This is a genomic window from Paenibacillus sp. EKM10P (genome assembly GCF_011800655.1).
GTDB classification, from domain to species: domain Bacteria; phylum Bacillota; class Bacilli; order Paenibacillales; family Paenibacillaceae; genus Paenibacillus; species Paenibacillus polymyxa.
Genome location: NZ_JAALET010000002.1, coordinates 139,157 through 164,556, shown reverse-complemented (window position 1 = coordinate 164,556; position 25,400 = coordinate 139,157). Strand labels below are relative to the sequence as shown.

Below are 25,400 nucleotides of genomic sequence, written 5' to 3'. Positions count from 1 at the left end.
ACATTATGACAACAATTAAGCAAGTAGCAAGTTTTGCAGGTGTTTCCGTGGCGACCGTATCCCGAGTTATTAATGAAACCGGCTATGTCCACGAGGATACACGGCGAAAAGTTGAAGCTGCGGTGAAGCAGCTAAATTACAAGCCTAATGAAGTTGCACGTTCTCTGTATAAAAAGAAATCCAGATTAATCGGCCTGCTGCTGCCGGATATTACAAACCCTTACTTTCCCTTGTTGGCTCGTGGGGTGGAGGATCGAATGCAGGAAAATGATTTTCGTATTATTTTCGGTAATAGTGATGAGGATCGCCAGAAAGAATTAGATTACATGGATACTTTTGTTCAGAATAATGTTGTTGGGGTTATTTCATCTACCAATGACCCTGCTGCCGACTGTTACGCCAAACTGAAAATACCAGTCGTTTTTCTCGATCGGACTTCCAGTGACAGTCTCTCCGTTTATGCGGATGGAGCTCATGGCGGTCGCTTGGCTGCTCAGGCTATGGTTGCTCGTGGCAGCAGACAAATTACAGTCATGCAGGGTCCTGCTCATATTCGTCCAGCACAAGATCGTTTTCGCGGGGCGGTGGAAGAGCTTCAGCAATCCGGTATTGCTTACCATGTCGTTGAGACAACGTCCTTTTCGTTCAAGGAAGCTGAGTTGTGGGCCAAAGAGCTGTTCAGCAAGTATCCTGATACGGACGGAGTTATTGCCAGTAACGATATTGTAGCTACCGCGGTGATGCATGAGGCACATAGATTAGGAAAAAAAATCCCGGAAGATGTTCAAATTATCGGGTTTGATGATATACCATTAAGCAGCTTGTTATTTCCGCCATTATCAACAATCCGGCAGCCTGCTTATGAAATGGGCTGGGAAGCGGCAGGTCTGCTCATTCAATTGATTGAGCAGTCGCAAGCAACGAAGTCAAGTGTACCTATCCTTCATTCGAAAGTACTTACCTATTCAAGCATACAATTGCCCGTCAAATTTATCGAACGGGAAACAACGAGAAAGGTGGATCATCATGGCTAAAATTTCGGTTATCGGAAGCAGTTCGATGGACCTCGTAGTTACTTCTTCCAAGCGTCCCGGTGCTGGTGAAACGGTATTGGGAGAAAGCTTTACAACCGTACCTGGCGGTAAAGGAGCCAATCAGGCAGTAGCTGCAGCACGACTCGGGGCGGACGTTACGATGATTGGACGTGTAGGAGACGACCATTTGGGACAACAGATTTTACGCAATTTTGAAGAAAATCATGTTCATATCAACTATGTGAAACCGGTTACACATATGGAAAGCGGTACAGCACACATTGTACTAGCCGAGGGTGATAACAGTATTGTCGTGGTAAAAGCAGCGAATAATGAAGTTACACCCGCTTACGTGGAAGAAGCGCTTGATGTTATTCGAAGTTCGGATATTGTATTAATTCAACAGGAAATACCGGCGGAGACGATTGTCTATGTAAGCGAAATTTGTGCGAAGTATCAGGTACCCTTGCTGCTGAATCCAGCCCCGGCTCGTGAGGTGGAAGAAAGCGTAATTGCCAATGCAGCCTACATTACGCCAAATGAGCATGAAGCCGCCATCATGTTTAAGGATATGAGTCTTCAAGAAGCGCTGCGCAAATATCCGAACAAGTTGTTTGTAACGGAAGGCAGCAACGGTGTACGGTTTTTCGACGGAGAACAGGAAGTTGTAGTTCCTACTTACAAGGTCGAAGCCGTGGATACAACAGGTGCAGGAGATACGTTCAACGCTGCTTTTGCGGTGGCACTGGCTGAAGGAAAATCGCTGGCAGACAGTGTGAAATTTGCTAATCGTGCTGCGTCATTGTCCGTTACCAAATTTGGAGCGCAAGGTGGAATGCCAACCCGTCGTGAAGTAGAGGAGCAATTATAATGAAGAAACATGGAATTCTAAACAGTCATATATCCAAAATATTAACGGATCTCGGCCACACGGACTTTATTGTCGTGGCTGATGCCGGCTTACCAGTTCCTGAAGGCGTTACCAAAATTGATTTGGCATTGAAACTGGGTATTCCGTCCTTTCAGGACGTTGTTGATGTCATTGCCGCAGATATGATGATTGAAAAAGTAACACTGGCTGAAGAAATCAAACAAGAAAATGAACAAGCGTTACAGTATATTATGCGCACCTTTGCAGGAGAGCAACTAGAGCATTCGCAGATTATTCAGCCGACTGCCGTCATTGAGTTTTGCTCACATGAACAATTTAAGACATTAACTCGGCAAGCCAAAGCTGTCATCCGTACAGGAGAGGCTACGCCGTTTGCCAATTGTATCTTACAGGCAGGAGTTCTTTTTGGATAAATTAGTGTTGAATAAAAAAGGGGGGAATAGCATGCAGATTCAAATGAAAGGAATTCACAAAGCCTTTGGAACCAATCAGGTACTAAGTGGTGTTGACTTTGATCTCCGTGAAGGAGAAGTACATGCCCTCATGGGTGAAAATGGTGCAGGCAAATCAACGCTGATGAATATTTTAATCGGACTGCATCGACGCGATGAGGGAACGATCATCATTGACGGTCAGGAAACCTATTTTGCCAACCCCAAGGAAGCGGAGCAAAAAGGAATTGCTTTTATTCACCAGGAACTGAATGTATGGCCAGAGATGACGGTACTGGCAAATCTATTTATCGGCAAGGAAATGACTTCCAAGTGGGGATTACTAGATAGCTCTAAAATGAAAGCGCTAGCAAATGAGCAATTTAGCAAGCTTTCAGTAAACCTTCCTTTGAACGGTGAAGCAGGCGAGTGTTCAGTGGGTCAACAACAAATGATTGAAATAGCCAAAGCACTCATGACGGATGCCAAAGTGATCGTAATGGATGAACCGACAGCAGCCTTAACCGAACGGGAAATACAAAAGCTGTTTGAGGTTATTACTTCCTTGAAAAAAGATGGTGTTTCAATTGTGTATATATCTCATCGGATGGAGGAGATATTCGCGATCTGTGATCGGATTACCATTATGCGTGACGGGAAAACTGTAGATACTCAAGCGATCCCCGATACGAATTTTGACGAGGTTGTACGGAAAATGGTTGGCAGAGAGCTGACTGAACGCTACCCGGTAAGAACGCCTGCTTTTGGAGAAGTGGTGCTAGAGGTCAAAAACGCATCACATAAAGGTCTATTTGAAAATGTGAATTTTACAGTGCGCTCTGGGGAAATTGTAGGTTTTTCGGGCTTGATGGGCTCGGGACGGACCGAGATCATGCGGTCGTTATTTGGACTGGATACTTTGGATCGTGGTGAGATACACGTACGTGGGAAAAAGGTGTCTATTCGCAAGCCGGATGATGCAGTGAAACTAGGGATTGGCTTCATTACAGAAGATCGAAAAGATGAGGGCTTAGTGCTGGATTTTTCCATTCGGGAAAACATGGTGCTGACGAATCTGTTCAGTTTTACATCAAAAGGATTTATATCAGGCAAAAAAGAGATGGATTTTGTTAATACATTAATTAAGCGCTTACAAATCAAAACCCAATCAGCCGAAGCGACGGTTGGCAGTTTGTCAGGTGGCAATCAGCAAAAGGTGGTTATTGCCAAATGGGTAGGTATCGGTCCCAATGTGCTCATTCTTGACGAACCGACGAGAGGCGTGGATGTAGGAGCCAAACGGGAAATCTACCAGTTGATGAACGAACTGACCGAACGTGGAGTCGCAATTATCATGGTATCCTCAGAGCTTCCCGAGGTACTTGGCATGAGTGATCGTATTGTCGTGGTGCACGAGGGAAAGATCAGCGGAGAGCTAAGCAGGGAAGAAGCCACACAAGAAAATATTATGACGCTAGCTACAGGAGGACAGTAATATGACAACTATGAATGAAGCAAAAGGTAGCAAAGGCATCCAAATATCACAAATCACACAGAAGCTTGGCCCATTGTTGGGGCTCATTATTTTGGTGATCATTGTATCGGCCTTAAATCCCAGCTTTTTGGAACCGCTTAATATTTTGAATTTGTTGCGCCAGGTATCTATTAATGCGTTGATTGCGTTTGGTATGACCTTCGTTATTCTTACAGGCGGAATCGATTTGTCCGTTGGCTCTATATTAGCACTATCCAGTGCGTTTGTCGCAAATATGATGTTGGCCGGCTTCGATCCGATTTTGGCGATTATCATTGGCTGTGCATTGGGTGGCGTGATGGGAATGGTCAACGGCTTGATGATTACGAAAGGTAAAATGGCTCCGTTTATCGCCACACTCGCAACCATGACTATTTTTAGAGGATTAACATTAGTTTATACCAACGGTAACCCTATTACGGGGCTCGGAGATAGTCTGGTATTTCAATTATTCGGTCGTGGTTATCAGTTTGGTATTCCGGTCCCGGCGATTACGATGCTCATTACCTTTGCTGCTCTTTGGATCATTCTGCATAAAACACCTTTCGGACGCAAAACGTATGCCATCGGCGGCAACGAGAAAGCTTCGATTGTTTCAGGTATTAAAGTACCACGTGTAAAAATCTGGATTTACTCTTTGGCGGGAATGCTTTCCGCATTGGCGGGTGCTATCTTGACCTCACGCTTGAATTCAGCGCAGCCGACAGCAGGTGCTTCTTATGAACTGGATGCCATTGCGGCTGTCGTACTAGGTGGAACAAGCCTTTCGGGAGGACGCGGACGGATTGTAGGTACATTAATTGGTGTGCTAATCATCGGGACACTAAACAACGGCTTGAATTTGCTGGGGGTTAACTCTTTTTACCAAATGGTCGTAAAAGGGATCGTCATTGCTATTGCTGTATTGATTGATCGTAAAAAATCCGCATAATACACCTAATCTTGCATAGAAGGAGACACACAAATATGAAAAAGCTTACATTAATCATGACGGCCTTGCTGCTCCTGCTCATGACAGGGTGTTCCCTGGAACCGCCTGAATGGGCGAAGCCTAAAGCGGCCGCAGACCTGAAGGACATAAAAATCGGCTTGTCGATCTCAACATTGAATAATCCATTCTTCGTTTCCCTCAAAGACGGAGTTGTTGCAGAGGCCAAAAAACAAGGATTGCAGGTTATTGTGGTCGATGCACAAAATGATTCTGCGAAGCAAAGTAATGATGTGGATGATCTGATCCAACAGGGAGTAAATGCGTTACTCATTAATCCGACAGATTCGTCGGCTATCTCCACTGTGGTCCAGTCAGCGAATGCATTGAACATTCCTGTAATTACGCTGGACCGTTCCGCTGACAAAGGTGATGTGAAAGCGCTAGTCGCTTCAGACAACGTCGAGGGAGGACGGATGGCTGCCAGATACGTGATTGATCAAGTCGGAAAAGGCGCCAAGGTTATTGAGTTGGAAGGCGTTCCAGGCGCATCGGCTACCCGTGAACGTGGGAAAGGCTTCCATGAAGTGGCAGATAAGGACCTGAAGGTCATCGCCAAGCAGTCGGCTGATTTTGATCGGACCAAAGGTTTGAATGTGATGGAAAATCTACTGCAAGGCAACCCGGATGTTCAGGCGGTATTTGCCCACAATGATGAAATGGCGTTGGGAGCGATTGAAGCCATTCAAAGCTCTGGTAAGAATATTCCAGTCATCGGCTTTGATGGTAACGAGGATGCGCTTAAATCAATTAAGGAAGGGAAGCTGACAGCTACTGTGGCTCAGCAGCCTGAGTTGATTGGACAATTGGCAGTGCAAGCAGCCAAGGATGTACTTCAAGGTAAAACCGTGAAAACATCGATTCCCGCCAAACTGGAGTTAGTGGATCAATCCAAATAGGAATGGGCATGGGAACCAACCTATGAAGCATTCGAACTGATGCAAAGAATACGCATCAGTTCTTTTTTTTTTGGATATTTTGCCAAGACGATATATACACATAAATGGAAGTTTTTAATTTTTGTATTGTAAGAAGAGACGGTAAAAGATAGAATAACACTTGTATGATAATGAGAATCACTATCATTTTATGAAGGCATATATCTAAGGAGGACGTATATTGTGCAACAAAAGAACAGATTAAAAAGAGGAATTATGCTTGGTTTTGCCGTTTTTTTGATGGTTGTATTGGCTGCATGCGGAAACACAGCAAGTAGTAACCAGACCAATGAAAAGAGTGGAACGGATACTCTTAACGGGCAATCCAAATCAGTTGCCACGCGCGAATATGTTGATGCCACTGGCAAAAAGATCAGTATCCCTGCAAATCCACAGCGGGTTGTCACGACACAATATTTGGATGCGATGCTGGCTTTAGGTGTTAAACCAGTAGGGGCTGCTTCTCATGTGTTAGAAGGCGACTATTTGAAAGGAAAGATTGACGGGATTGCTGATATTGGGAATCCGACAAATGTGGAAAAGGTATTAGAGCTACAACCTGATCTGATTATAGCAACAGAAGATACCTCGCCAGAAGTGAGGGAGCAACTGGAGAAGATTGCTCCAACCGTAGCTGTTTCTTTTGGAGATGGAGATGTATTTAAGCAACTGCGGGATGTCGCAGCCGTACTAGGTAAGGACAAGGAAGCCGATCAGTGGATTGCTAGTTTTGACAAAAAGGCTGAAGAAGGTCGAAAAAAGATGGCTGGAAAATTCAAGAAAGATGAAACGATTACCATTTATATGACCTACGGTAAGGACGTGCTGAGAGTGTACGGGGCGCGAAATGTAGGACATGTCATCTACCGTTCACTGGAATTGAATCCTCCAGAGTACATACGTCAGAAGCTCGCAAAGGACCCGAAGTATAACTTTGTATACGATAGCATTTCGATGGAAAAACTGCCTGAACTGTCAGGAGATCGTATTATTATGCTGGTTTACGATGAAGCGACTAAGGACGGGATGTTGAAGGAAATTGAACAAAGTGCGCTGTGGAGAAATCTCCCGGCTGTCAAAAACCACAAAGTGTATTTCATCAAGGCCGATCCTTGGTTTACCTACTCACCACTGGCTATCGATCAATCACTGGATGAGGCCGTTAACATGTTTTCCGTCGAACCTAAATAATCAGCTCATTTAAATAGGAAGGGAGAAGTCTTATGCTAAGACGATTTTTTGAATATTACCGTCCCTACCGGACTTTGTTTATCATTGATTTTACTTGCGCCATACTAGCTGCACTGCTGGAACTGGCTTTTCCACTTGCAGTCAATCGGGTAGTTGATGATTTGCTACCCAGTGGAAATTGGAAATGGATTTTACTTGCCTGTTTATCTTTGCTTGGGATTTATGTCGTAAGCGCCGGATTGAATTATGTCGTTACCTATTGGGGACACAAGCTGGGGATTAACATTGAGTCAGATATGCGTAAAAAGCTGTTTGATCGAGTACAAAAGCAATCCTTTCGCTTTTTTGACAATAACAAAACAGGCCATCTGGTCTCCCGTATGACCAACGATCTGATGGATATTGGAGAGATTGCCCACCACGGACCAGAAGATTTGTTCATTGCACTGATGACTCTGGGCGGGGCTTTCGGTATCATGCTCAGCATTAACTGGAAGCTGGCTGTGCTGACATTCATTATTGTTCCGCTGATGATCTACCTGTCCTTGTATTTTAGTCGCAAAATGAATGCTGCTTTCCATCGCATGTTTTCTGATATTGCGGATTACAACGCCCGGATTGAAAATAACGTTAGCGGTATCCGTGTTGTTCAAGCGTTTTCCAACGAAGCACATGAAATGGATCGTTTTGCTGAGAATAATGGACGGTTTCGTAAAACAAAGCTGATCGCATATCGCATTATGGCATGGAATTCTTCAATTAGCTTTATTCTGATGAAACTGGTCTCGTTGTTTGTGCTTGTATGTGGAACATGGTTTGTTATTAAGGGGCAGATGTCCTATGGGGAATTTATCGCATTTGTAATGCTGTCCAATGTATTCCTCGCACCCATCAAACAAATTAACTCTGTCATTGAAACGTATCCCAAAGGAATTGCCGGCTTCCGACGTTACTTGGATTTGCTGGAAAGTGAATCTGACGTAGAGGATCTTCCAGGTGCGAAGACCGTTAAGCATCTCAACGGAGATATTCAATTTGAAGGTGTAACGTTTGGCTATGAAAACAAAGACAAGGTACTGCGCAAAGTGGACCTTGCTATTCATGCGGGAGAAACTGTAGCTCTTGTGGGTCCTTCAGGAGCAGGCAAAACGACACTTTGCAGCTTGCTGCCACGCTTCTATGATGTCGAGGAAGGCAGCATTAAGATTGATGGCATGGATATCCGTGAAATGAAACTGGATTCGCTGCGGTCCATGATTGGAATCGTACAGCAGGATGTATTCCTTTTTGATGGAACGATTCGTGAAAATATCGCTTACGGCAAACTTGATGCTTCAGAAGACGAAATCTGGGATGCTGCCCGTCGAGCCCAGATTGAAGAACTTGTTCGATCCTATCCAGAGGGGCTGGATACGATGATCGGTGAGCGAGGCGTAAAGCTGTCCGGTGGTCAAAAGCAACGTTTATCCATTGCCCGGATGTTTCTGAAAAATCCGCCAATTCTCATTTTGGATGAAGCGACATCGGCATTGGATACAGAGACAGAAGCTGCAATTCAGCAAGCCCTGACAGAGCTATCTCAAGGTCGCACGACACTCGTGATCGCCCATCGTCTGGCAACGATCAAAAATGCTGACCGTATTATTGTAGTTGCAGATCAGGGGATTGCCGAGCAAGGAAAACATGAAGAATTAATGGCTGTAAAAGGTGCATATAGCCGCCTGCACCAAGCTCAGTATGGAACGTAAGAGTCAATTGCGACTTCGTAAATAGAGAGAGGAATGAATGAGTTTGACAAAGAAAATGTGGATTGTGACGATGCTTTTGTCAGTCATTGTCATTCTTAGCGCCTGTAGTGGAAAGGTAAATCAGCCAGACGAAAAGCAAAATCAAGCTTCTGGTGAATCAAAGTTAGCTGCAACGAAAACAGTTAAGACGATTCATGGGGATATTCAGATACCTGTCCATCCTCAGCGGATTGTAGTAGATATGTACCAGAATGATTTATTAGCATTAGGAATTAAACCTGTGGGAAGTGTTAAATATTATCTGGATAATCCGTTTTCGAAGGATCTTGTACAAGGCATTGCAAGTATTGGAGACCGCAGTAGTGTATCCATTGAAAAAGTATTGGCTCTACAGCCGGATATGATTCTGATTGGTTCCAAGGATGCTTCTGAATATGAAAAATATAGTAAAATTGCTCCGACGATAGTCATCCCTTATGGAACATACAAGAATGTGCATGAGGAACTGACAGCTTTTGGTGAGCTGCTGGGAAAAGAACAGGAAGCCAAAACATGGCTTGCCCAATACGACCAGCGATTGCAAGCTGCACGTGACAAATTAAAGGGAATTGTTCAACCCGGGGATACTTTCACAGTAATGGAAGCCACAGATAAAGAATACTATGTATACGGTGATAATTTTGGCAGAGGAGGACAGGCGGTTTATAGAGGATTGAATTTGACACCTCCACCACTTGTCCAAAAAGAACTATTAGGCGAGACTCAATGGAAGTCAATTTCCAAGGAAGTTATTAATCAATATGCTGGCTCTTACATTTTTCTGACGGTTAACAAGGATTTGAGCGGTTATGAAGGAGACAGCATATGGAAATCACTAAGTGCAGTCCGGAATGGGAAGGTTTTTGAGCTTCAGGAGGATCGATACTGGTACTTCGATCCGATTGCTATTATGGGGCAAGCTGAAGAATTGGCAGATATGATCGTCCAGCGGAATAAAGAAAACGTCTCACAGAAGTAATGGTTTCGGTAATGTTGGCAGCCCTTTGGTATTTTTGCCGGAGGGCTTTGTTTTTTCACAAAATAGCAGGGCATTAGAGAATCGTCGAAATTTTGCTATTGAAGCCGTTGCCACATTAATTTACAATAGTAAAGATTGCATGATAATAATTCTCATTATCAAACATCATCTCCACTACAGGTTTTCGTGATACCTACATACTATTCAACAGTAAGGGTGAACCATAGTTATGAAATTATCAGAATCTTCGGATAGTCCTGCTCAAAGTAATCACAATCAGCCGCCGACTCAATTTCACTCGCGGCCATGGGCGGCTTCGCTTATCCTGACAGCCGGATTAGCACTGTTAGCGTTCGGTATCGCTCTGTCCTTATCATTTGGTGCAGCCTCAATCAGACTGGAGGAGGTCTGGAACGCCGTCTTTCATTTTAATCCAGAGCTGCAAAACCATCAAATTATATGGGAAATCCGACTGCCTCGGATTCTGGGTGGTGTGCTAATCGGAGTTTGTTTTGCCGTAGCAGGAGCCATTATGCAGGGGATGACCCGCAATCCGCTTGCGGACTCTGGCTTGCTTGGGCTGAATTCGGGCGCCAGCTTGACGATGGCGATTTGCTTTGCCCTTTTTCCAGGTACTTCCTTTTTGCAGTTAATGTTGTATTCTTTTGTAGGTGCAGCCTTGGCGGTTGTGATGGTCTATGGTACAAGCGCTATTTCCAAATCAGGTATTACGCCAGTTCGTCTTGTATTGGCAGGTGCAGCTGTCACGGCGTTGCTGTCTGCCTTAGGAGATACGATCAGTTTATATTTTAATGTTGGACAGGATTTGGCCTTTTGGTATGCTGGAGGACTTAGTGGGACCAAGTGGGTTCAGCTAGGCATTGTTGTTCCATGGGTTGTGGCAGCTTTTATCGGTGCTCTCATGTTATCACGCTCCATTACGTTACTTAGCCTAGGAGACGAAATTGCATTGAGTCTTGGTCAGCGAACTGGGATGGTAAAGGGCGCCGGGATGATTCTCGTATTGATCCTGGCGGGTGCCGCGGTATCGTTGGTTGGTTCTATAGGGTTCGTAGGGTTGATTATTCCCCACATCACGCGCAAACTGGTTGGGGTCGATTATCGCTGGATTATTCCTTGTTCGGCTATTATGGGAGCTTTACTTATCGTTTTTGCCGATCTGGCGGCCCGTATGATTAACGCACCTGAGGAAACACCAGTGGGCGTACTTATTGCCTTAATTGGTGTTCCATTCTTCCTTTATCTGGCACGTAAAGAAAGGAGGGCACTGTAAGATGAGTAACGTTACGAATGGCGCTATTGCCAAAGCAAGTCACCGTAAAAAAATCCATGATTGGATCGTTGTTATCATTTTGCTTGTATTGCTCGTTGCTGCATTCACCATAAGCGCGAATACGGGAACGATCCGGCTTTCGCCAATGGAGCTTTTTAGAACCTTGTTCGGACAAGGGACTCCACAGCAGGAATTAATTCTCTTTGAATTCCGGTTGCCGCGAATGGTTATTTCCATTCTGATCGGCGCAGGTTTGGCTGTTTCCGGTTGCATCATGCAGGGGGTATCGCGTAACAGCCTAGCGGACCCTGGTATTCTGGGGATTAATGCAGGTGCCGGGCTGATGGTTATGCTGTTTGTACTGCTTTTCCCATCGATGCAAACGATGAATTCATTATTTTTACTTCCCGCTCTTGCACTCATTGGATCGGGAGCGGCTGCTATTCTGATTTATGCTCTTTCTTACAAAAAAGGCGAAGGTATTTCTCCGACAAGGCTATTGCTGAGCGGAATTGGGGTAGCGGCGGGTATCAGTGCTACCATGATCATTATGACTCTTAAGTTAACACCTGAAAGCTACACGTTTGTAGCTAATTGGTTAGCAGGAAGCATATGGGGTTCAAATTGGAAATTCGTAATGGCTCTGCTGCCTTGGCTAATTGTATTGCTTCCTTTCGCATACTATAAATCAAATGTTATGAATGTGCTTAATTTGGGGGATCAGACGGCATCCGGGTTAGGTACACCTATCGAAAAGGAACGTATTCTTCTCCTCGCGGCTGCGGTCGGACTGGCTAGTTCAAGTGTGTCGGTTAGTGGCGGAATCGGTTTTGTCGGTTTGGTAGCTCCACATTTGGCAAGAAAGCTGGTGGGTCCGAAGCATAAAATGTTGCTTGTAACGTGTGCTTTAGTCGGAGCACTTCTGGTACTCGTAGCGGATACGATCACACGAGCCTTACCTTTACAGAAAGAAATTCCGACAGGATTAATTGTTGCCATCATAGGTGCGCCATACTTCTTATATTTGCTGAGTCGCTCAAAAGGATGAAAAATAAAAAATAACCTTCAACACCACTAAGGAAGTGGAACTGAAGGTTATTTTTTTATTTCTTGTAGCAGCCTTTCATCTCAACGGGAAGTATTCAAGGCATGAGAGGTTTGATGCAGCTCTCTGATCATTTTATGCAACGTGTAATTTTCCTGCCGTGTCACACCGTGGTGATTTTCCTGAACCAGCAGCTGATGAATGTTTCGTTTTAAAATCTCACTTCGACGTTCCAGCATTTCGGTACTCATAAATAAATGAACACTCCCTTTGTCATGAATAAATCTACATTTTAGAAATAAGCATAGACTGAATATAAGGTTGCCTTTCGACTTCTTTAAGTATATCGTGCTGGATGATCAAGGGAAAACGGAACGAGACAGCAAAATACTTATCCTCATCATCCCTACCGTGTCGACAGCTACTCACCCCATGAGTTCTTAGATATACTTCCTTATGCTGGCGATAACAGGAGATTAGGGACAATTAGCTTCACATATATGGAATCACTTATCAATTTGCTGGAAGCTGTGGTGAGGAGCCAACCAAAACTGCAAAGGTTACAACTACCTAATGAGAAGAAAAGAATAAGAGGCTACAACATTTATCATTATTTATATTGTGGATATACCGGCTGAACAGCTACTTGCTCAGGATCATGACCGAAGAACAACAGACTCGGCTTGACCTCCTGCACAATCTGCTGAATGCGGGCAATTGACTGGCGCGTCTGTTCACGGTCAAAGCCGTCAAATGGCACGTCGTTTGCGTAATTCTCCTGAGTGTAGGCAACATCAATCGTCAGCATGATCGGACCCGATTCCTTTGTTGTGATCAGCGCGGACTGATGACCCGGCGAATGACCCGGAGTATAGAGCAGTTGCAAGCCCGGAACCAGCTCATGGTCCCCTTGGAGCAGTCGGTAATTCAAGGTTGTCTGCACGCATTCCGGCGGCGCATACTCTAGATTACCGATCGCAGCGTCTGCTTCGGTCTGCTGCACATAAATCGGTGTATTCGGAAAATGCGGATTGCCTCCGGCATGATCCATATGCATATGGGAGATAACGATGGCATGAATATCGTCTGGTTGATAGCCGATCCGATCCAGTACTGCCACGATACTATCATCGGCTGTCATACGGGGGATGAAGCGTCCTTCAAACGGTGTACTTTTAAAATAATCTGGGTTGTCGATAAACGAATCTGGCATACCGGTATCTATGAGGATCGGACCGTGATCTGTCTCCAGCAGATACGACCAGATTTGCAGACGCACCAGTTCACCGGGCTGTGCATGATGGTTGAGTGAGGAGCGATCAATATCAAGCTGACCGACCGGCAACCAGTGCAATTTGTTAATCATACAATCATCCTCCAGTATTAGTTTACATAATAATTATTATGTAGTTTATAAACGAAATTATAGCTGGCAGAAAATGATGCTTGTACTTCATTGTAAGATGGGGCGATGGAGTCTCATGCTTTCGCCGTAATCCCATCTCTTTCAAAAATTAATTTCTAATAGTTTAAATGATAAGGCATGTAGGCGTCCAGCAGGAATCTGCCGTCAGACAGGCAGTATGTGTTGACGTATAATCGGATGAACAAAAAAGGGTAAGTACATAGACTGGACAAGAGAGACACGCTTTATTTATACTTAAAAAGGGCTCAAAAAACTGCGTATAATATAAATTATACGCAGTTTAGGTTTAAAACGACTTTTAGATGCTCTCCTGCATAAGATGTCGATTGGATTGTCGATAAAAATCAGACGAAAATGATTGTTTTACAGCATTTTTCGGATTTTGAACTGAATGGAGGCAAGCACGATGAAAAAAGAACTGCGTCATATGAATCTGGATACTATAGACGAAATTGATGAAGTGTATAATGAGGAGCTGGAAGCATTTTTGATCTGGATGAAGGATGCCGGATATACGATACATACGCAAAAGAATTACACAGGGGATGTAAAACAGTTTTTACGTACATTGCGTGATAAACCACTCGACCAGGTGAAAAAGATTCATGTGATGTCATATTTATCTAAAGCGCGGGAGGGAGGCGCCGGAGATAGTACGCGGAACCGCAAGCATGCTGCGGTGAATAGTTTTTTTAGAGCGCTACAGGAATTTGAATTATGCAGCACCAATCCGGCAGCGGGAATCAAAAAAGCAAAGACTGAAAAGAATCGTATGCCCGTTTATCTGGACGAGAAGGACATTCAGCCATTTTTGCTTGCGGTGGAAGGGAAATATGCAAATCGTAATATGGCTATTTTTCTGCTCATGGTCTACATGGGATTGCGGGTGGGGGAGGTTCATTCTTTGAATGTCTCGGATTACAGCCGAGAAAGACGCACATTAGATGTGTTCGGTAAAGGGCGTAAATGGCGTACCCTGCCAGTACCAACGGCTGTATGTGATTTTATAGAGCAAGCGTTGGAGGAAAGATTGACGCCGTGGAGAGGTAAAGAAGACGCGATGTTCGTATCCCAAAAAGGCCGACGTCTGGCAGTGCGTTCTATTCAACAGATTGCTACAGAAACGTTTGAACGATTCCAGCAAGAAAAGGGTATAGAACGTCGAGAGGCTTATTCCAGTCATAAGCTGCGGCATACATTTGCGACGATGCTATTACGTAAGGGAGCAGATCTACGTACCGTACAGGAGCTACTAGGGCACTCATCCATCCAAACGACCACGGTATATACTCATGTTACAGATCGAGAAAAAGAAAAAGCGATGGATAAGCTGGATATTCAGATCCCAATAACGGGATTGTAAGTATGTTCCACGAGTGTATTGTATATTGAAATAAATTTAGGTTTACATAAATATTATTATGTAAACAAATTAAAAGAATTAAAACTTGAATTGCAAATTTTAACCATGATTTTACGTTCTTATTTAATAGCCAGTATCCTATGGTCTTGACAAAGGTAATATTTTGCTACAAGATTAGTGAGATCACTTTATAAATATGGTTTATGAAGTGGTCTTACTAATTTTGTAAACAAAGGAGCACTGTATGGAAAAAGCCAATACAAATTTAATTAAAGAAATAAACTTGAATCTGGTTCGCAAAGTATTGAAGCAGGTTAGCAAGGCCACAAAGCCCCAACTGGCCGCATTGACTGATTTAAGCGTGGTGACTATCAACACTCTTATGCAGGAATTGCTTAATAATGGAGAAATTTTTGAAGATGAAATCGTTCCTTCAAATGGTGGTAGACATGCGTTAACCTATCGTTTTAATTATGAGTATAGTCTGGCACTGATTATACACATTAATGAAAAACAAGGAATGGATGTAGTATCGACCACGGTAGTTAATTTAAACGAGGACGTCCTCATGAAAGAAGAACATCCCTTTCAAATTTTTGATGCTACACAATTTTATTCCATAATTCAAAATATCATTTCTCTTTATCCCTCCATTAAAGTTATTGGTATTGGAATCCCGGGACAATCTGTAGATGGAGAGATTACAGTCAGCAGTCATGAAAGGTTGAATGGAATTCGGCTGGCAGAGGATGTGCAGAGCCAATTTGGTTTGCCAGTTATTGTGGAGAATGATGTAAATGCGGCTGTATGTGGATACGTTTACAGAGAACAGATCGATGAAGATCAATGTGTGCTAGCTGTCTATTTTCCTGAAAATTCACCACCGGGGATGGGAATTTATTTGCGTAATGGGGTTTTAAAGGGCAAGCATGGATTGGCTGGTGAAATCAAATTCCTTCCGTCTATAGTTTGGAATGAAAGCAAGGGAAGAGAAGTTTTTTTCAAAAGTGTATGTGAAATTATTCAAATATTACAGTCTGTATTCGATCCTAATCAAATTGTGATCTATAGAGAGAATATAGAAGAAGAGGCTTTCTATCATTTTTTGGAAGCCTACAAAGCTAAGCATGAGATGCCTTTGTATCCTGACATTGTTCTCTCAGATTTATTTTATGAAGATTTTAAAACAGGGTTGAGAGGGTTAACTCTAAAAGAATTAGAACGTCCTATTATTGTCTTTAAATAATGACATCATCGTATTGAGCAGAGGAGGAAAGGAATGTTGGCAACCTGGTTTCTGATTATTATTTATCTAGCGTTTATTAGCTTGGGAATCCCGGATTCCCTGTTTGGGGCAGCATGGCCTGTGATGTGGCCGGAACTTGGGGCAGCTTTTGGGTCAGCTGGAATAGTATCCATGGTCGTTGCAGGCGGAACCATTGTATCAAGTCTAGCTAGCGGAAGTATCATTGAAAAAATAGGTACAGGTAAGATTACTCTATTGAGCTGCTTTTTGACTGCAGGAGCGTTACTTGGATTTTCTTTTGCGCCTTCATTATTTTGGCTTGTACTATTAGCAATCCCTCTTGGACTTGGCGGGGGAGCTGTTGATGCAGCACTCAATCAGTATGTGGCTACTCATTATAAGGCACATCATATGAGTTGGCTGCATTGCTTTTGGGGAGTTGGAGCTACGATGGGGCCGATAATTATGTCTTTCTACATTTCGAACTACAATTCATGGAGAAGTGGTTACACAGCCGTATCCATGATTCAGTGGGGCCTTGTTATTATTTTGCTCATTACACTGCCATTATGGAAACGTGTTACCGCGATACAAAATCCCATTATTTCTGAATCCCCATCAGACTACTCACAGATGGATGACAATATCGTACATGTTGAGAACATACCCAAACAAAATCCAATTCGAATGAAAGGAGTTAAGAACACGCTCATTGCTTTTTTGTTTTATTGTGGTGTGGAAGCCACGGTGGGCTTATGGGGAGCCAGCTATTTGGTAGGCGCAAGGAACATCACAGCCGACACTGCTGCTGGTTGGATATCTTTATACTATGGTGGAATCACGGTTGGCAGGCTTATTACGGGGTTTGTAACTATAAAAATAAATAATGGTATGTTAATCCGAATTGGCCAACTTACTGCTGTTGCAGGAGGACTCATTTTGTTGCTTCCTTTGCCTGTTGCCTTTTTATTACCCGGTTTTATTCTTATTGGTTTAGGGCTTGCGCCGATTTACCCTGGACTTCTTCATGAAACACCAACACGGTTTGGTAAGGAAAATTCCGCTAAACTCATGGGGTATCAAATGGCAGTTGCTTATACAGGAACGACTTTGCTCCCGCCCATTTTTGGGATTATAGCTTCACAGGTAAGTATTCATTTTTTTCCAGTTGCAGTCGTTGTGTTCCTTCTTTTTATGCTGCTCAGTTCAGAACAAGTGAATCGGATACTGAAGAAGAAAATTTTGAAGAGTTAAGACAAATTACAACTTGACCTGAAACGCGTTTCATCGGCTAAAGTAAATATATAACCTAAAAGAGAAAGGAGAGTACCCTATGATCTCACTCATTTTATTGTGTTTAGTTATATGGGGGGGAACGTATTGTTGTTTAGTGTTATCAAGAGATCCTATAGAAGTAAAGCCTTACCGCTCCATCGATGATTTTTTCGAGTAGCTTTGTATCCACTTAATAAAGATGCTTTTTTTACTCACTTTATTAACATGTTTAATTAAGTGATTTATGAAGTGAACCGAATCTGTTTCGAGCCCATTACATTGGATAGGTTTTGCTAAAGGTCGAGATACGAATACAAGGGAGTGGGACAATGTGGGGATTGAAAATGTCTTAGGTTAATAGAGACTTTGATATTGATCCCTGGAAAGAACATAAAAAACCGTAAGTATGAACTGACAGGTAGGAAACTCTAACAATTAAGGGAGGCTTATTTATGTTTAAACTGGTAGTAAGTGATTTGGATGGTACTTTTCTGAACAATAGTGGTACTTTTGATGTTGAATTATTTAATCAGGTGTACGGAGAGATGAAAGAAAATAATATCGCCTTTGTTGCTTGTACAGGTAAGCAATGTGAAAGAGTAGAAGAGTTGTTTGATGAGCACGGAAAAGGAATCTGGATTTTGGGAGACAGTGTTACTCGTATTAAAAGGGATGGAGTTGTTGTAAAAGAGTTTACAATTGAACGTAATTTGGCATTACAAGCGATCAGTCAAATTGAAGCTTTCGCTAAGGATTTTATTATCATCGCATGTACAACTGAAGCAGCCTATGTCCACTCTCAAATTCAAGAGGAATATTACAAGATTGTGAAGGGCTCCTACAAGGAAGTGCTGAAGATTGATTCGTTTGATCAAATAAATAGCAACTTTCTTAAAATAACTGTTTACGATCCATCAGGGAGAAGTTCCATTTTAAGAAAACATATTGAAAAGACGCTGCTAGACCAAATTTATATTGTAGATTCTGAAGCAAATTGGCTGGATATTACAGCCCTTCATACCCATAAAGGGGAGACGGTAAGAAAACTCCAAGAGATATTGGGTGTTACTATGGACGAAACCATGTCTTTTGGAGATGGTGAAAATGACGTGGAGCTTATGAGTATTGCCAAATACAGTTTTGCTGTAAAAAATGCTTGTGAGAATACTAAAAATGCAGCAAGTTTTATCACCAAATCCAATGAAGAGAACGGTGTGTTATTAACGATAAAGAAAATGATGGATTTACAAAAGCATTAATATTAATTATCGTTATTAAGAGATACACTCCAGATTTCACACTACCCAATGAGAGGACTATAAGCAGCATGAAAAATAAAATACTGGTTTTTGATATTGGTGGCTCTTTTATTAAATTCAGTTTATATTTTCAAGATAAATTTATGAGGAAAGGTAAAGTTGCTACACCATTAGATTCACTAGAGAATCTGCTTATAGTCTTGAAGCAAATTCATAATCAGTTTATAGATGAATGTGAAGGAGTAGCCGTCAGCATGCCAGGTATTGTGGACTCGGTCACTGGTCATATGGTGCATGGTGGTTCGTTAAGGTATATAAACGATATCAATATGATCGAAGTTTTCAAGAAAGCGTTTCATTTGCCTATAGCTATTGAAAATGATGGGAAGTGTGCAGCTCTTGGAGAAGTATGGCGCGGCTCACTACAGGGGATCGCTGATGGTGTTGTTTTGGTAGTTGGAACAGGAATGGGCGGTGGAATCATCTCTCAAGGGAAATTGCTGAAAGGCCATCATTTATCGGCTGGGGAATTCTCCTTCATCAGAACTAACAATGAGCATGCAGACAATGTTGATTATCTGCTTGGTATGCAAGGGAGTAGTTCTGTTTTAGCTAAAACTGTTGCCAAGGCTAAAGGACTTCCTGAAGATGCTATAACAGGTGAAAAAGTATTCAAGCTTATTGAAGAAGGTGATCACACGGTACAAAAGATTTTTCAAGAATACTGTAGGAACATCGCAACACAAATTATTAATTTACAAACAATTCTTGACCCTCAAAAGTTTGTGATCGGGGGAGGCATATCTGCCAATCCTTTGCTGGTTGCTACCATTAAAGAAGAATTAGAGAAACTTTACCTGCATTCGATCTTAAATTTTGTGCGTGCAGATATTGAACAAAGTAAGTTAGGCAATGAAGCGAATTTGCTAGGTGCTATATACAACTACATGCAGTCACACCATCTTGAGGTATAAGATAAAATAAAAGTAAAAGAGCGTGCCTTGAACTTAAGACACGCCTTTTTGCTTTTTTAAGTTTACATAATATATATTATGTTTATTTGTTTGATACGTATAACATTTCAAAGCAACTTATTTTTCATTTTCCGGGGGAGATTCAATTATCAGCCCCTGAACATGCTTGCGCGTTAGAAGCTTCCGTTTTTTGCGGTTTTCCTTTGTTTCTAACACAATATCCAAATCATAGTCGTCAGGATACAATTCTGTTGCAGCGATGTGAAGAGTGAGCCTCTTTTTATTTATGATCAGCTTTTGTCCTTGAATCAAAATTCCAACATTGCCTCGTTCATCCTCGGTTTTGTAAACAATACCGGTTCGATCTAGGTAGCTGGCATAAACACTATCTCCAAGAGCAAATGGCTTGGTTATGAGCGGGTGCTCTTGTTTTCCCTGTTTTGCGACTGTGCGGTCTGTAGATGCTTTTTTAGAGGCAGGTTTATATACATCGTCAGACTTTTTATCATCAAAAGAAGGGGGAATAACCAAAAACTCCTGTGCATCCTGAGACGTTCTTCCAGCAGAAATGGCCTCAGAACGCTCGATAATGCGAGTCCACATGCCTAGCTTCAAAGCAATTGCGTATGCGTAGCTTTCCCCGGCCTCGCCGATGCGAAGTCGGTACAAGGGTTGCAACGTTTCGGTATCAAACTCCATACGAGCATTTTGGAACCCCGGTGTGTTTTCAGCAAAATGCTTGATTTCGCTAAAGTGCGTGGTAGCCACTACTGTCGCACGGCGACGATGAAATTCTTCCAGCAACGCGATAGATAGGCCTACGCCTTCTCCCGGATCAGTACCAGAGGCCATTTCGTCGATCAGGATCAGAGTAGAGCTGCCTGCCGTTTCCAAAATGCCAATCATATTGCGAATATGAGCAGAAAAGGTGCTCAAAGCATGTTCAATGCTTTGGCCATCCCCGATGTCTACCACAATGTCCTCGAATACAGCCATTCGGCTACCTTGCAAAACAGGTACCAGCAGGCCGGATTGCACCATGAGTGTTAACAAACCTACGCTTTTGAGAGCCATCGTTTTTCCGCCTGTATTCGGCCCGGTAATAATAAGTGAAGAATAACCTTCACCAATTGAGAAATCAAGCGGCACCATAGTATGGGCCATCAATGGGTGACGTGCACCATAGATATCTATTATCCCATCATCGTTAAGCTCGACAGAGACAGCATCCAGAGTCATAGCGTATTTGGCTTTAGCTAATAAAAAATCCAGTATGCCTACCGTCTCTGTATTAATGCTTAGTTCACGGTTGTATGACTCAGCCATTGCGGTCAGGTCTCCTAGCACTTTCATTTCCTCTTTTGATTCTTCTGCCATATTTGCGCTCTGTTCGAATTGCAGATTTATGATCTCGGCAGGTTCCACATAGACGGTCTGACCGCTACCTGACTCATCCAGTACATTGCCTTTCACCTGTTTGCGGAATTCTTTTTTGATCGGAAGGACGTAACGGCCATTGCGCTGACTGATCATATTTTCCTGCATGATGGATCGGTGACGGCTGATAAGAGAATCTAGTTTCCTCTTGATACGTTCTTCAGTAACTGCAATTTTTTTGCGAATTTTAGCTAGTTCTTTACTGGCATTATCCGTTACTCGACCCGAATAAATGCATCTCTCGATTTCGGATAGGAGTGACTCCATGCCATACATGGAAGAGGCATAAGCACTGACGGTTGGAGCTGATTCCGCCTTGGCATGCATATATTTCATCAGCTGCATGCAGCTTCTGATGAATTGGGCCAAATGAGAAAAATCACGCTCGCTGAACATATAGCCAGTTCCCAAGAGGTGCAGAATGTGCTCCATTCCTTCCAATGAAGGAACAGGTACGCTAGCTCCGTGGCGAATGAGCTGTAAAGCTTCGCTCGTTTCGTTAAGACGAATTTTGATTGTACGGATATCTGTAATTGGCTGCATGGAAGTGGCATGCTGCTTACCTAGGTATGAAAAAGCACATTCAGACACTCTTGTTTTAATCTGATCATATTCCAAACGCAACATTGTAGTTTCATTCATGGATAAATCTCTCCTTTAGTTGTGTATTGACAGGATTTTTTAAAACCTTTCTGAAAAACAAAAAAAGGGCGGAGAATGAACAAAACGTTCATTCTCCGCCCTTTAAGGGAGAGGGAGTGTATCATCAAATAAGCCTATAATCCAGCATGTGCTCTCATCAATTCTGCGTTTTAATCCACAGGCCAACCAACATATCAGTTCATTGGCTTATGAATAGAAAAACGTGTAAAAGGAGTTCACAAAAGTTGGAAACAAAAAAACCGTGCTGAACACAGCACGGAATAAGGCCTAGATGAAAATAATCCCTAAGGCGATTTATGATATCCGCATGTTCTTAACTAATACCAGGGTAAAAACTCAGCAAGAAACAAACCTGTCCCTAAAGGGTACAAGCGCCTGATGGTCTTCCCTGAATATGCAATTGCTTAGTTAAGAACGTTCACCGACATTAAAATCTCTCCCTTAATTGAAGATCTATCCATAATATACGATCAGACAGGTAATGAAGTCAAGGGCAACTTCTTCAATTCGATGTAAAAGTGACCATGAGGATAATGGGTTTATGTAATATATATTATGTAAACCCATTACTCAACGAATGATTATCATCTTTTAATTGAGAATGATAATCATTATAATTGTAATGGTGAATGAAACTCGTATGTCCTGCGAATCCAGCTATAAGAAGGAAGTGATGACAAGATGAAGACACAAACTTCACCGTCTACTTTTAATGAATATTTTAATCAGATAATCGATTCCAACTTAATGATTCATGAAAATAGCTCCACTCCAGCAGGAATACAGCACGAACATTTTTATCAGATACCCGAAAAGTGGGGAGACGGAATACATCGAACACATTTTTTACGCAATGGCCTTGAGCTATCACAAAGCAAAATGTTATTTCATGAGCCAGTCCAGATATCAAGAAGAATTGATAAGCCTTATCTGGAGTTGGCACTAAACATCGATTATTCCGCCACTTGGTCTGTGGATGATTTTCGTTCAGATCGTGAGCACGGGGGACATGTACAGCTCGTCTACATGAATGATGTGAAGATTCACGCAGAGATAGCAGCTAGTAATGTGATGAATCATCTAGAGCTGCGTTTTAATCCATTGCTATGGCAAGAGTTACTACAGGAACTGGGTATTCGTTTGGAGCAATCTTTTGCTTGCATAGAAGCGTTGATTACTCCTGATATGCGGGCTATTGCTCAGGAATTGTCGTCTCATTCTTATGAGGGCATAACCCGTCAGCTTTTCTTGGAGAGCAAGACGCTGGAATTGATGGCTCTGTTTTTGCAAGAAATACGCACTTCTCCACCTAAACTTTCTATGACAATTAAACCCACTGATGTGCAATGTATTCACGAGGCGCGAGACATTTTACTCCGTACACTGGTGCAGCCTCCCAGTCTGATTCGGTTGGCACAGATGGTACATATTAATGAGCAAAAACTGAAAAATGGCTTTAAAGAGCTATTCGGCACAACAGTATTTGGCTTTGTGCGCCAGCAGAGACTGGAAAAAGCCAAGCAACTGCTAGAACAGGAGCAGATTTCAGTCAGTGAAGCGTCAGCGATAGTCGGCTATAGTAACTTTAGTCATTTTGCCGCACTATTCCGTAAAACATATGGCTACAATCCAAGTGCCTACCGAAAAAATAAGAATTTATGCTCCTTATAAAACCTTCATCTTTATAAAACTCTCCTTCCAGTGGTGATGTTTCTCCCGGAATTGGCGGTAGGAAGCAGAATGTGGGCCTACAATAGACACAGGCTCAAGCATTCTGCAACTGCCGTATTTGGAAAGGAGAAATGATTCATGCAACCAAAAACGGGCATTGCCCGATTACTTCAAATCGCTGGGGAAAAACGCGGATTACTTGCTGTTTCCGCTTTATTTTCCGGTTTAAGTGCCATTTTCATGCTGGTGCCTTATGCTTCAGTTTATTTTGTACTCAAGGAGCTACTTGAGCACGCTGCACAACCTACAACAGCAGACGGGCCATTGATGATTCAATGGGGACTGATTGCTTTAGCAGGTTTATTAGCCAGCCTTATTACAATGTACATCGGCGGGCTTATCTCACATATTGCGGCTTTCCGTATTTTATACGGCTTACGCGTCAAGCTGTCTGCGCACATCGGTAAGCTCCCCTTAGGATGGCTTGGCTTAATGGCACTTCCACGGGGGCTGTCAAAAAGACCTTGGAGCAAAATGTGGAAAAAGTAGAGACGTTTGTCGCTCACCAATTACCGGATCTGGTGCAGGTTATCGTGACAGCAGTAGTGATGATTGTTGCCATGTTTAGCTTGAATATATGGTTGGCGTTCGCTTGTATCGTGCCGATTCTGCTTGCTTTCACCGTTCAAATGAGGCTGATCGGTGGCTCCAAAACACAGGATAACATCAAGGAATATTACAACTCACTGGAACGTCTAAACGGATCGGCTGTGCAGTATGTCCGTGGTATACCCGCAATCAAGGTGTTTGGACAGACGGTGCATTCGTTTCGTAAGTTTTATTCCGATATGGTGCATTATCGTGAATATTGCATGAGATTCACTGACCAATTTGAAACTGGCTTTCTCGTCTTTAAGGTAATTATTGGCTCATTCGCTGCTTTTGTACTTCCTGTCGGTGTATACCTGTTGAGTGGTAACCCGCAGAATGTTGCATTTGCCTCGGTGTTACTATTTTTTCTGGTAATGGCCCCCGGGGTGTCAGCACCCATGTTTAAAATTATGCATCTCATGTCTTCAATGCGTGATATTAATGAAGGCGTTGATCGGATTGACCGTATTTTTAAAGAACCTGCAATACAAGAGCCAGCACATCCGCAAAAGCCGACTACTTATGATGTGCAGTTCGAGCAAGTTTTCTTTTCCTATGGAAACACAGAAGAGGTTAACAAGCATGAGGACGGAGATGACAATCCATCGACCTATGTGCTGTCTAATATCACTTTTACGGCAAGACAAGGGAAAATGACCGCTTTAGTCGGCCCGTCTGGTTCCGGTAAATCGACGATTGCCAATTTGGTGCCGCGTTTTTGGGATGTACAGAAAGGTGCAATCCGCATTGGTGGGGCCGATATCCGCCAGATGAGCACATCTAACCTGATGGATACGGTTGCTTTTGTATTTCAGGAAACTTTTTTGTTTTATGACTCCGTATTTAACAATATTGCCGTAGGTGATGCGAAGGCTTCTATGGAGCAGGTTATAGCGGCTGCAAAGGCAGCACAGTGTCATGAGTTCATTTGTAAGCTGCCGAACGGCTATGATACGCTCATCGGAGCTGGCGGGGTATACCTATCGGGCGGAGAAGAGCAGCGACTTGCGGTAGCACGTGCCATTCTCAAAAATGCACCTATTCTCGTATTGGATGAAGCTACGGCATTTGCTGATCCTGAAAATGAATATGAAATGCAGCTGGCATTAAAAGAACTAATGAAAAATAAGACGGTTATTGTTATTGCACACCGTTTGTCTACTATTCAGCATGCGGATCAGATTCTGGTGCTTCAGGAAGGACGTATTGCTGAACGGGGTCAGCACAGTGAGTTGCTGGAAGTAAACGGCCTGTATGCCCACTTATGGCAGGCCTATACGGATGTCGGACAATGGCAGATTGGGGCACGGGAAGAGGAGGCG

At 42.9% G+C, this 25,400-nt stretch carries 20 protein-coding genes and 1 pseudogene; 18 read left to right on the top strand and 3 right to left on the bottom strand.

All coding sequences use genetic code 11. The annotated features are described in order from the left end of the window. The first annotated feature begins 5 nt into the window (after positions 1-5). The 11 genes from HFE01_RS05705 (at position 6) to HFE01_RS05655 (ending at position 12,116) form a co-directional block, all read left to right on the top strand. On the top strand, positions 6-1,034 hold the full coding sequence (locus tag HFE01_RS05705; RefSeq protein ID WP_107733535.1) for a LacI family DNA-binding transcriptional regulator: 1,029 nt from the start codon (positions 6-8) through the stop codon (positions 1,032-1,034). Further along, positions 1,027-1,905 (top strand): ribokinase, encoded by an 879-nt coding sequence (gene rbsK / locus HFE01_RS05700; protein WP_017427746.1) that lies wholly within the window; start codon positions 1,027-1,029, stop codon positions 1,903-1,905. The genes HFE01_RS05705 and rbsK overlap by 8 nt, the downstream gene beginning before the upstream one ends. Then, the gene (gene rbsD, locus HFE01_RS05695; protein WP_017427747.1) at positions 1,905-2,339 is read left to right on the top strand and encodes a D-ribose pyranase; all 435 of its coding nucleotides are present in this window, start codon (positions 1,905-1,907) and stop codon (positions 2,337-2,339) included. The genes rbsK and rbsD overlap by 1 nt, the downstream gene beginning before the upstream one ends. Positions 2,340-2,370: 31 nt before the next feature. Next, on the top strand, positions 2,371-3,852 hold the full coding sequence (locus tag HFE01_RS05690) for a sugar ABC transporter ATP-binding protein (protein ID WP_107733536.1): 1,482 nt from the start codon (positions 2,371-2,373) through the stop codon (positions 3,850-3,852). A gap of 1 nt (position 3,853) precedes the next feature. Then, the gene (rbsC, locus tag HFE01_RS05685) at positions 3,854-4,822 is read left to right on the top strand and encodes a ribose ABC transporter permease RbsC (RefSeq protein WP_017427749.1); all 969 of its coding nucleotides are present in this window, start codon (positions 3,854-3,856) and stop codon (positions 4,820-4,822) included. A 35-nt stretch (positions 4,823-4,857) separates the two neighbouring features. Beyond that, complete coding sequence (gene rbsB, locus HFE01_RS05680) at positions 4,858-5,778, top strand: ribose ABC transporter substrate-binding protein RbsB (RefSeq protein WP_019687388.1); 921 nt, start codon at positions 4,858-4,860, stop codon at positions 5,776-5,778. Between the two features lie 222 nt (positions 5,779-6,000). Continuing rightward, complete coding sequence (locus tag HFE01_RS05675; protein WP_107733537.1) at positions 6,001-7,008, top strand: ABC transporter substrate-binding protein; 1,008 nt, start codon at positions 6,001-6,003, stop codon at positions 7,006-7,008. A 32-nt stretch (positions 7,009-7,040) separates the two neighbouring features. Beyond that, positions 7,041-8,756: an ABC transporter ATP-binding protein gene (locus HFE01_RS05670; protein WP_107733538.1), complete on the top strand. Its 1,716-nt coding sequence runs from the start codon at positions 7,041-7,043 to the stop codon at positions 8,754-8,756. Positions 8,757-8,793: 37 nt separating this feature from the next. Beyond that, complete coding sequence (locus tag HFE01_RS05665) at positions 8,794-9,774, top strand: ABC transporter substrate-binding protein (protein ID WP_107733539.1); 981 nt, start codon at positions 8,794-8,796, stop codon at positions 9,772-9,774. Between the two features lie 229 nt (positions 9,775-10,003). Further along, positions 10,004-11,068 carry a FecCD family ABC transporter permease gene (locus HFE01_RS05660; protein ID WP_107733540.1) on the top strand — a complete coding sequence of 355 codons (1,065 nt, stop codon included), beginning with the start codon at positions 10,004-10,006 and terminating at the stop codon, positions 11,066-11,068. Between the two features lies 1 nt (position 11,069). Next, a complete protein-coding gene (locus HFE01_RS05655) occupies positions 11,070-12,116 on the top strand; it encodes a FecCD family ABC transporter permease (RefSeq protein WP_107733541.1) in 1,047 nt (348 codons plus the stop codon). 80 nt (positions 12,117-12,196) lie between these two features. Here the strand turns inward: HFE01_RS05655 and HFE01_RS05650 are convergent, their stop codons facing one another. Both HFE01_RS05650 and aiiA read right to left on the bottom strand, forming a co-directional pair. Beyond that, positions 12,197-12,364, bottom strand: a complete 168-nt coding sequence (locus HFE01_RS05650) for a hypothetical protein (RefSeq protein WP_167438469.1) — start codon at positions 12,362-12,364, stop codon at positions 12,197-12,199. 359 nt (positions 12,365-12,723) lie between these two features. Next, positions 12,724-13,479, bottom strand: coding sequence for a quorum-quenching N-acyl homoserine lactonase AiiA (gene aiiA / locus HFE01_RS05645; protein WP_107733542.1), 756 nt, complete (start codon positions 13,477-13,479; stop codon positions 12,724-12,726). Between the two features lie 466 nt (positions 13,480-13,945). On the opposite strand from aiiA, the gene HFE01_RS05640 reads away from it, so the two are divergent. The 5 genes from HFE01_RS05640 to HFE01_RS05620 all read left to right on the top strand — a co-directional run bounded on the left by HFE01_RS05640 (position 13,946) and on the right by HFE01_RS05620 (position 19,656). Continuing rightward, entirely contained in the window at positions 13,946-14,902 is a 957-nt protein-coding gene (locus HFE01_RS05640) for a tyrosine-type recombinase/integrase (RefSeq protein WP_019687381.1), read from the top strand. Positions 14,903-15,146: 244 nt separating this feature from the next. Beyond that, complete coding sequence (locus HFE01_RS05635; RefSeq protein WP_019687380.1) at positions 15,147-16,148, top strand: ROK family protein; 1,002 nt, start codon at positions 15,147-15,149, stop codon at positions 16,146-16,148. 33 nt (positions 16,149-16,181) lie between these two features. Next, the gene (locus tag HFE01_RS05630) at positions 16,182-17,402 is read left to right on the top strand and encodes an MFS transporter (protein WP_019687379.1); all 1,221 of its coding nucleotides are present in this window, start codon (positions 16,182-16,184) and stop codon (positions 17,400-17,402) included. A 473-nt stretch (positions 17,403-17,875) separates the two neighbouring features. Beyond that, positions 17,876-18,682, top strand: a complete 807-nt coding sequence (locus HFE01_RS05625) for an HAD-IIB family hydrolase (RefSeq protein ID WP_107733543.1) — start codon at positions 17,876-17,878, stop codon at positions 18,680-18,682. 68 nt (positions 18,683-18,750) lie between these two features. After that, the gene (locus tag HFE01_RS05620; RefSeq protein ID WP_107733544.1) at positions 18,751-19,656 is read left to right on the top strand and encodes an ROK family protein; all 906 of its coding nucleotides are present in this window, start codon (positions 18,751-18,753) and stop codon (positions 19,654-19,656) included. Positions 19,657-19,773: 117 nt separating this feature from the next. On the opposite strand, the gene HFE01_RS05615 is transcribed toward HFE01_RS05620, so the two are convergent. After that, positions 19,774-21,735 carry an endonuclease MutS2 gene (locus HFE01_RS05615; RefSeq protein WP_107733545.1) on the bottom strand — a complete coding sequence of 654 codons (1,962 nt, stop codon included), beginning with the start codon at positions 21,733-21,735 and terminating at the stop codon, positions 19,774-19,776. Positions 21,736-22,437: 702 nt separating this feature from the next. Between HFE01_RS05615 and HFE01_RS05610 the strand changes: the two genes are divergently transcribed. After that, a complete protein-coding gene (locus tag HFE01_RS05610) occupies positions 22,438-23,427 on the top strand; it encodes a helix-turn-helix transcriptional regulator (protein WP_019687376.1) in 990 nt (329 codons plus the stop codon). A gap of 138 nt (positions 23,428-23,565) precedes the next feature. Further along, positions 23,566-25,400, top strand: a pseudogene (locus HFE01_RS05605) (ABC transporter ATP-binding protein); the annotation flags it as partial.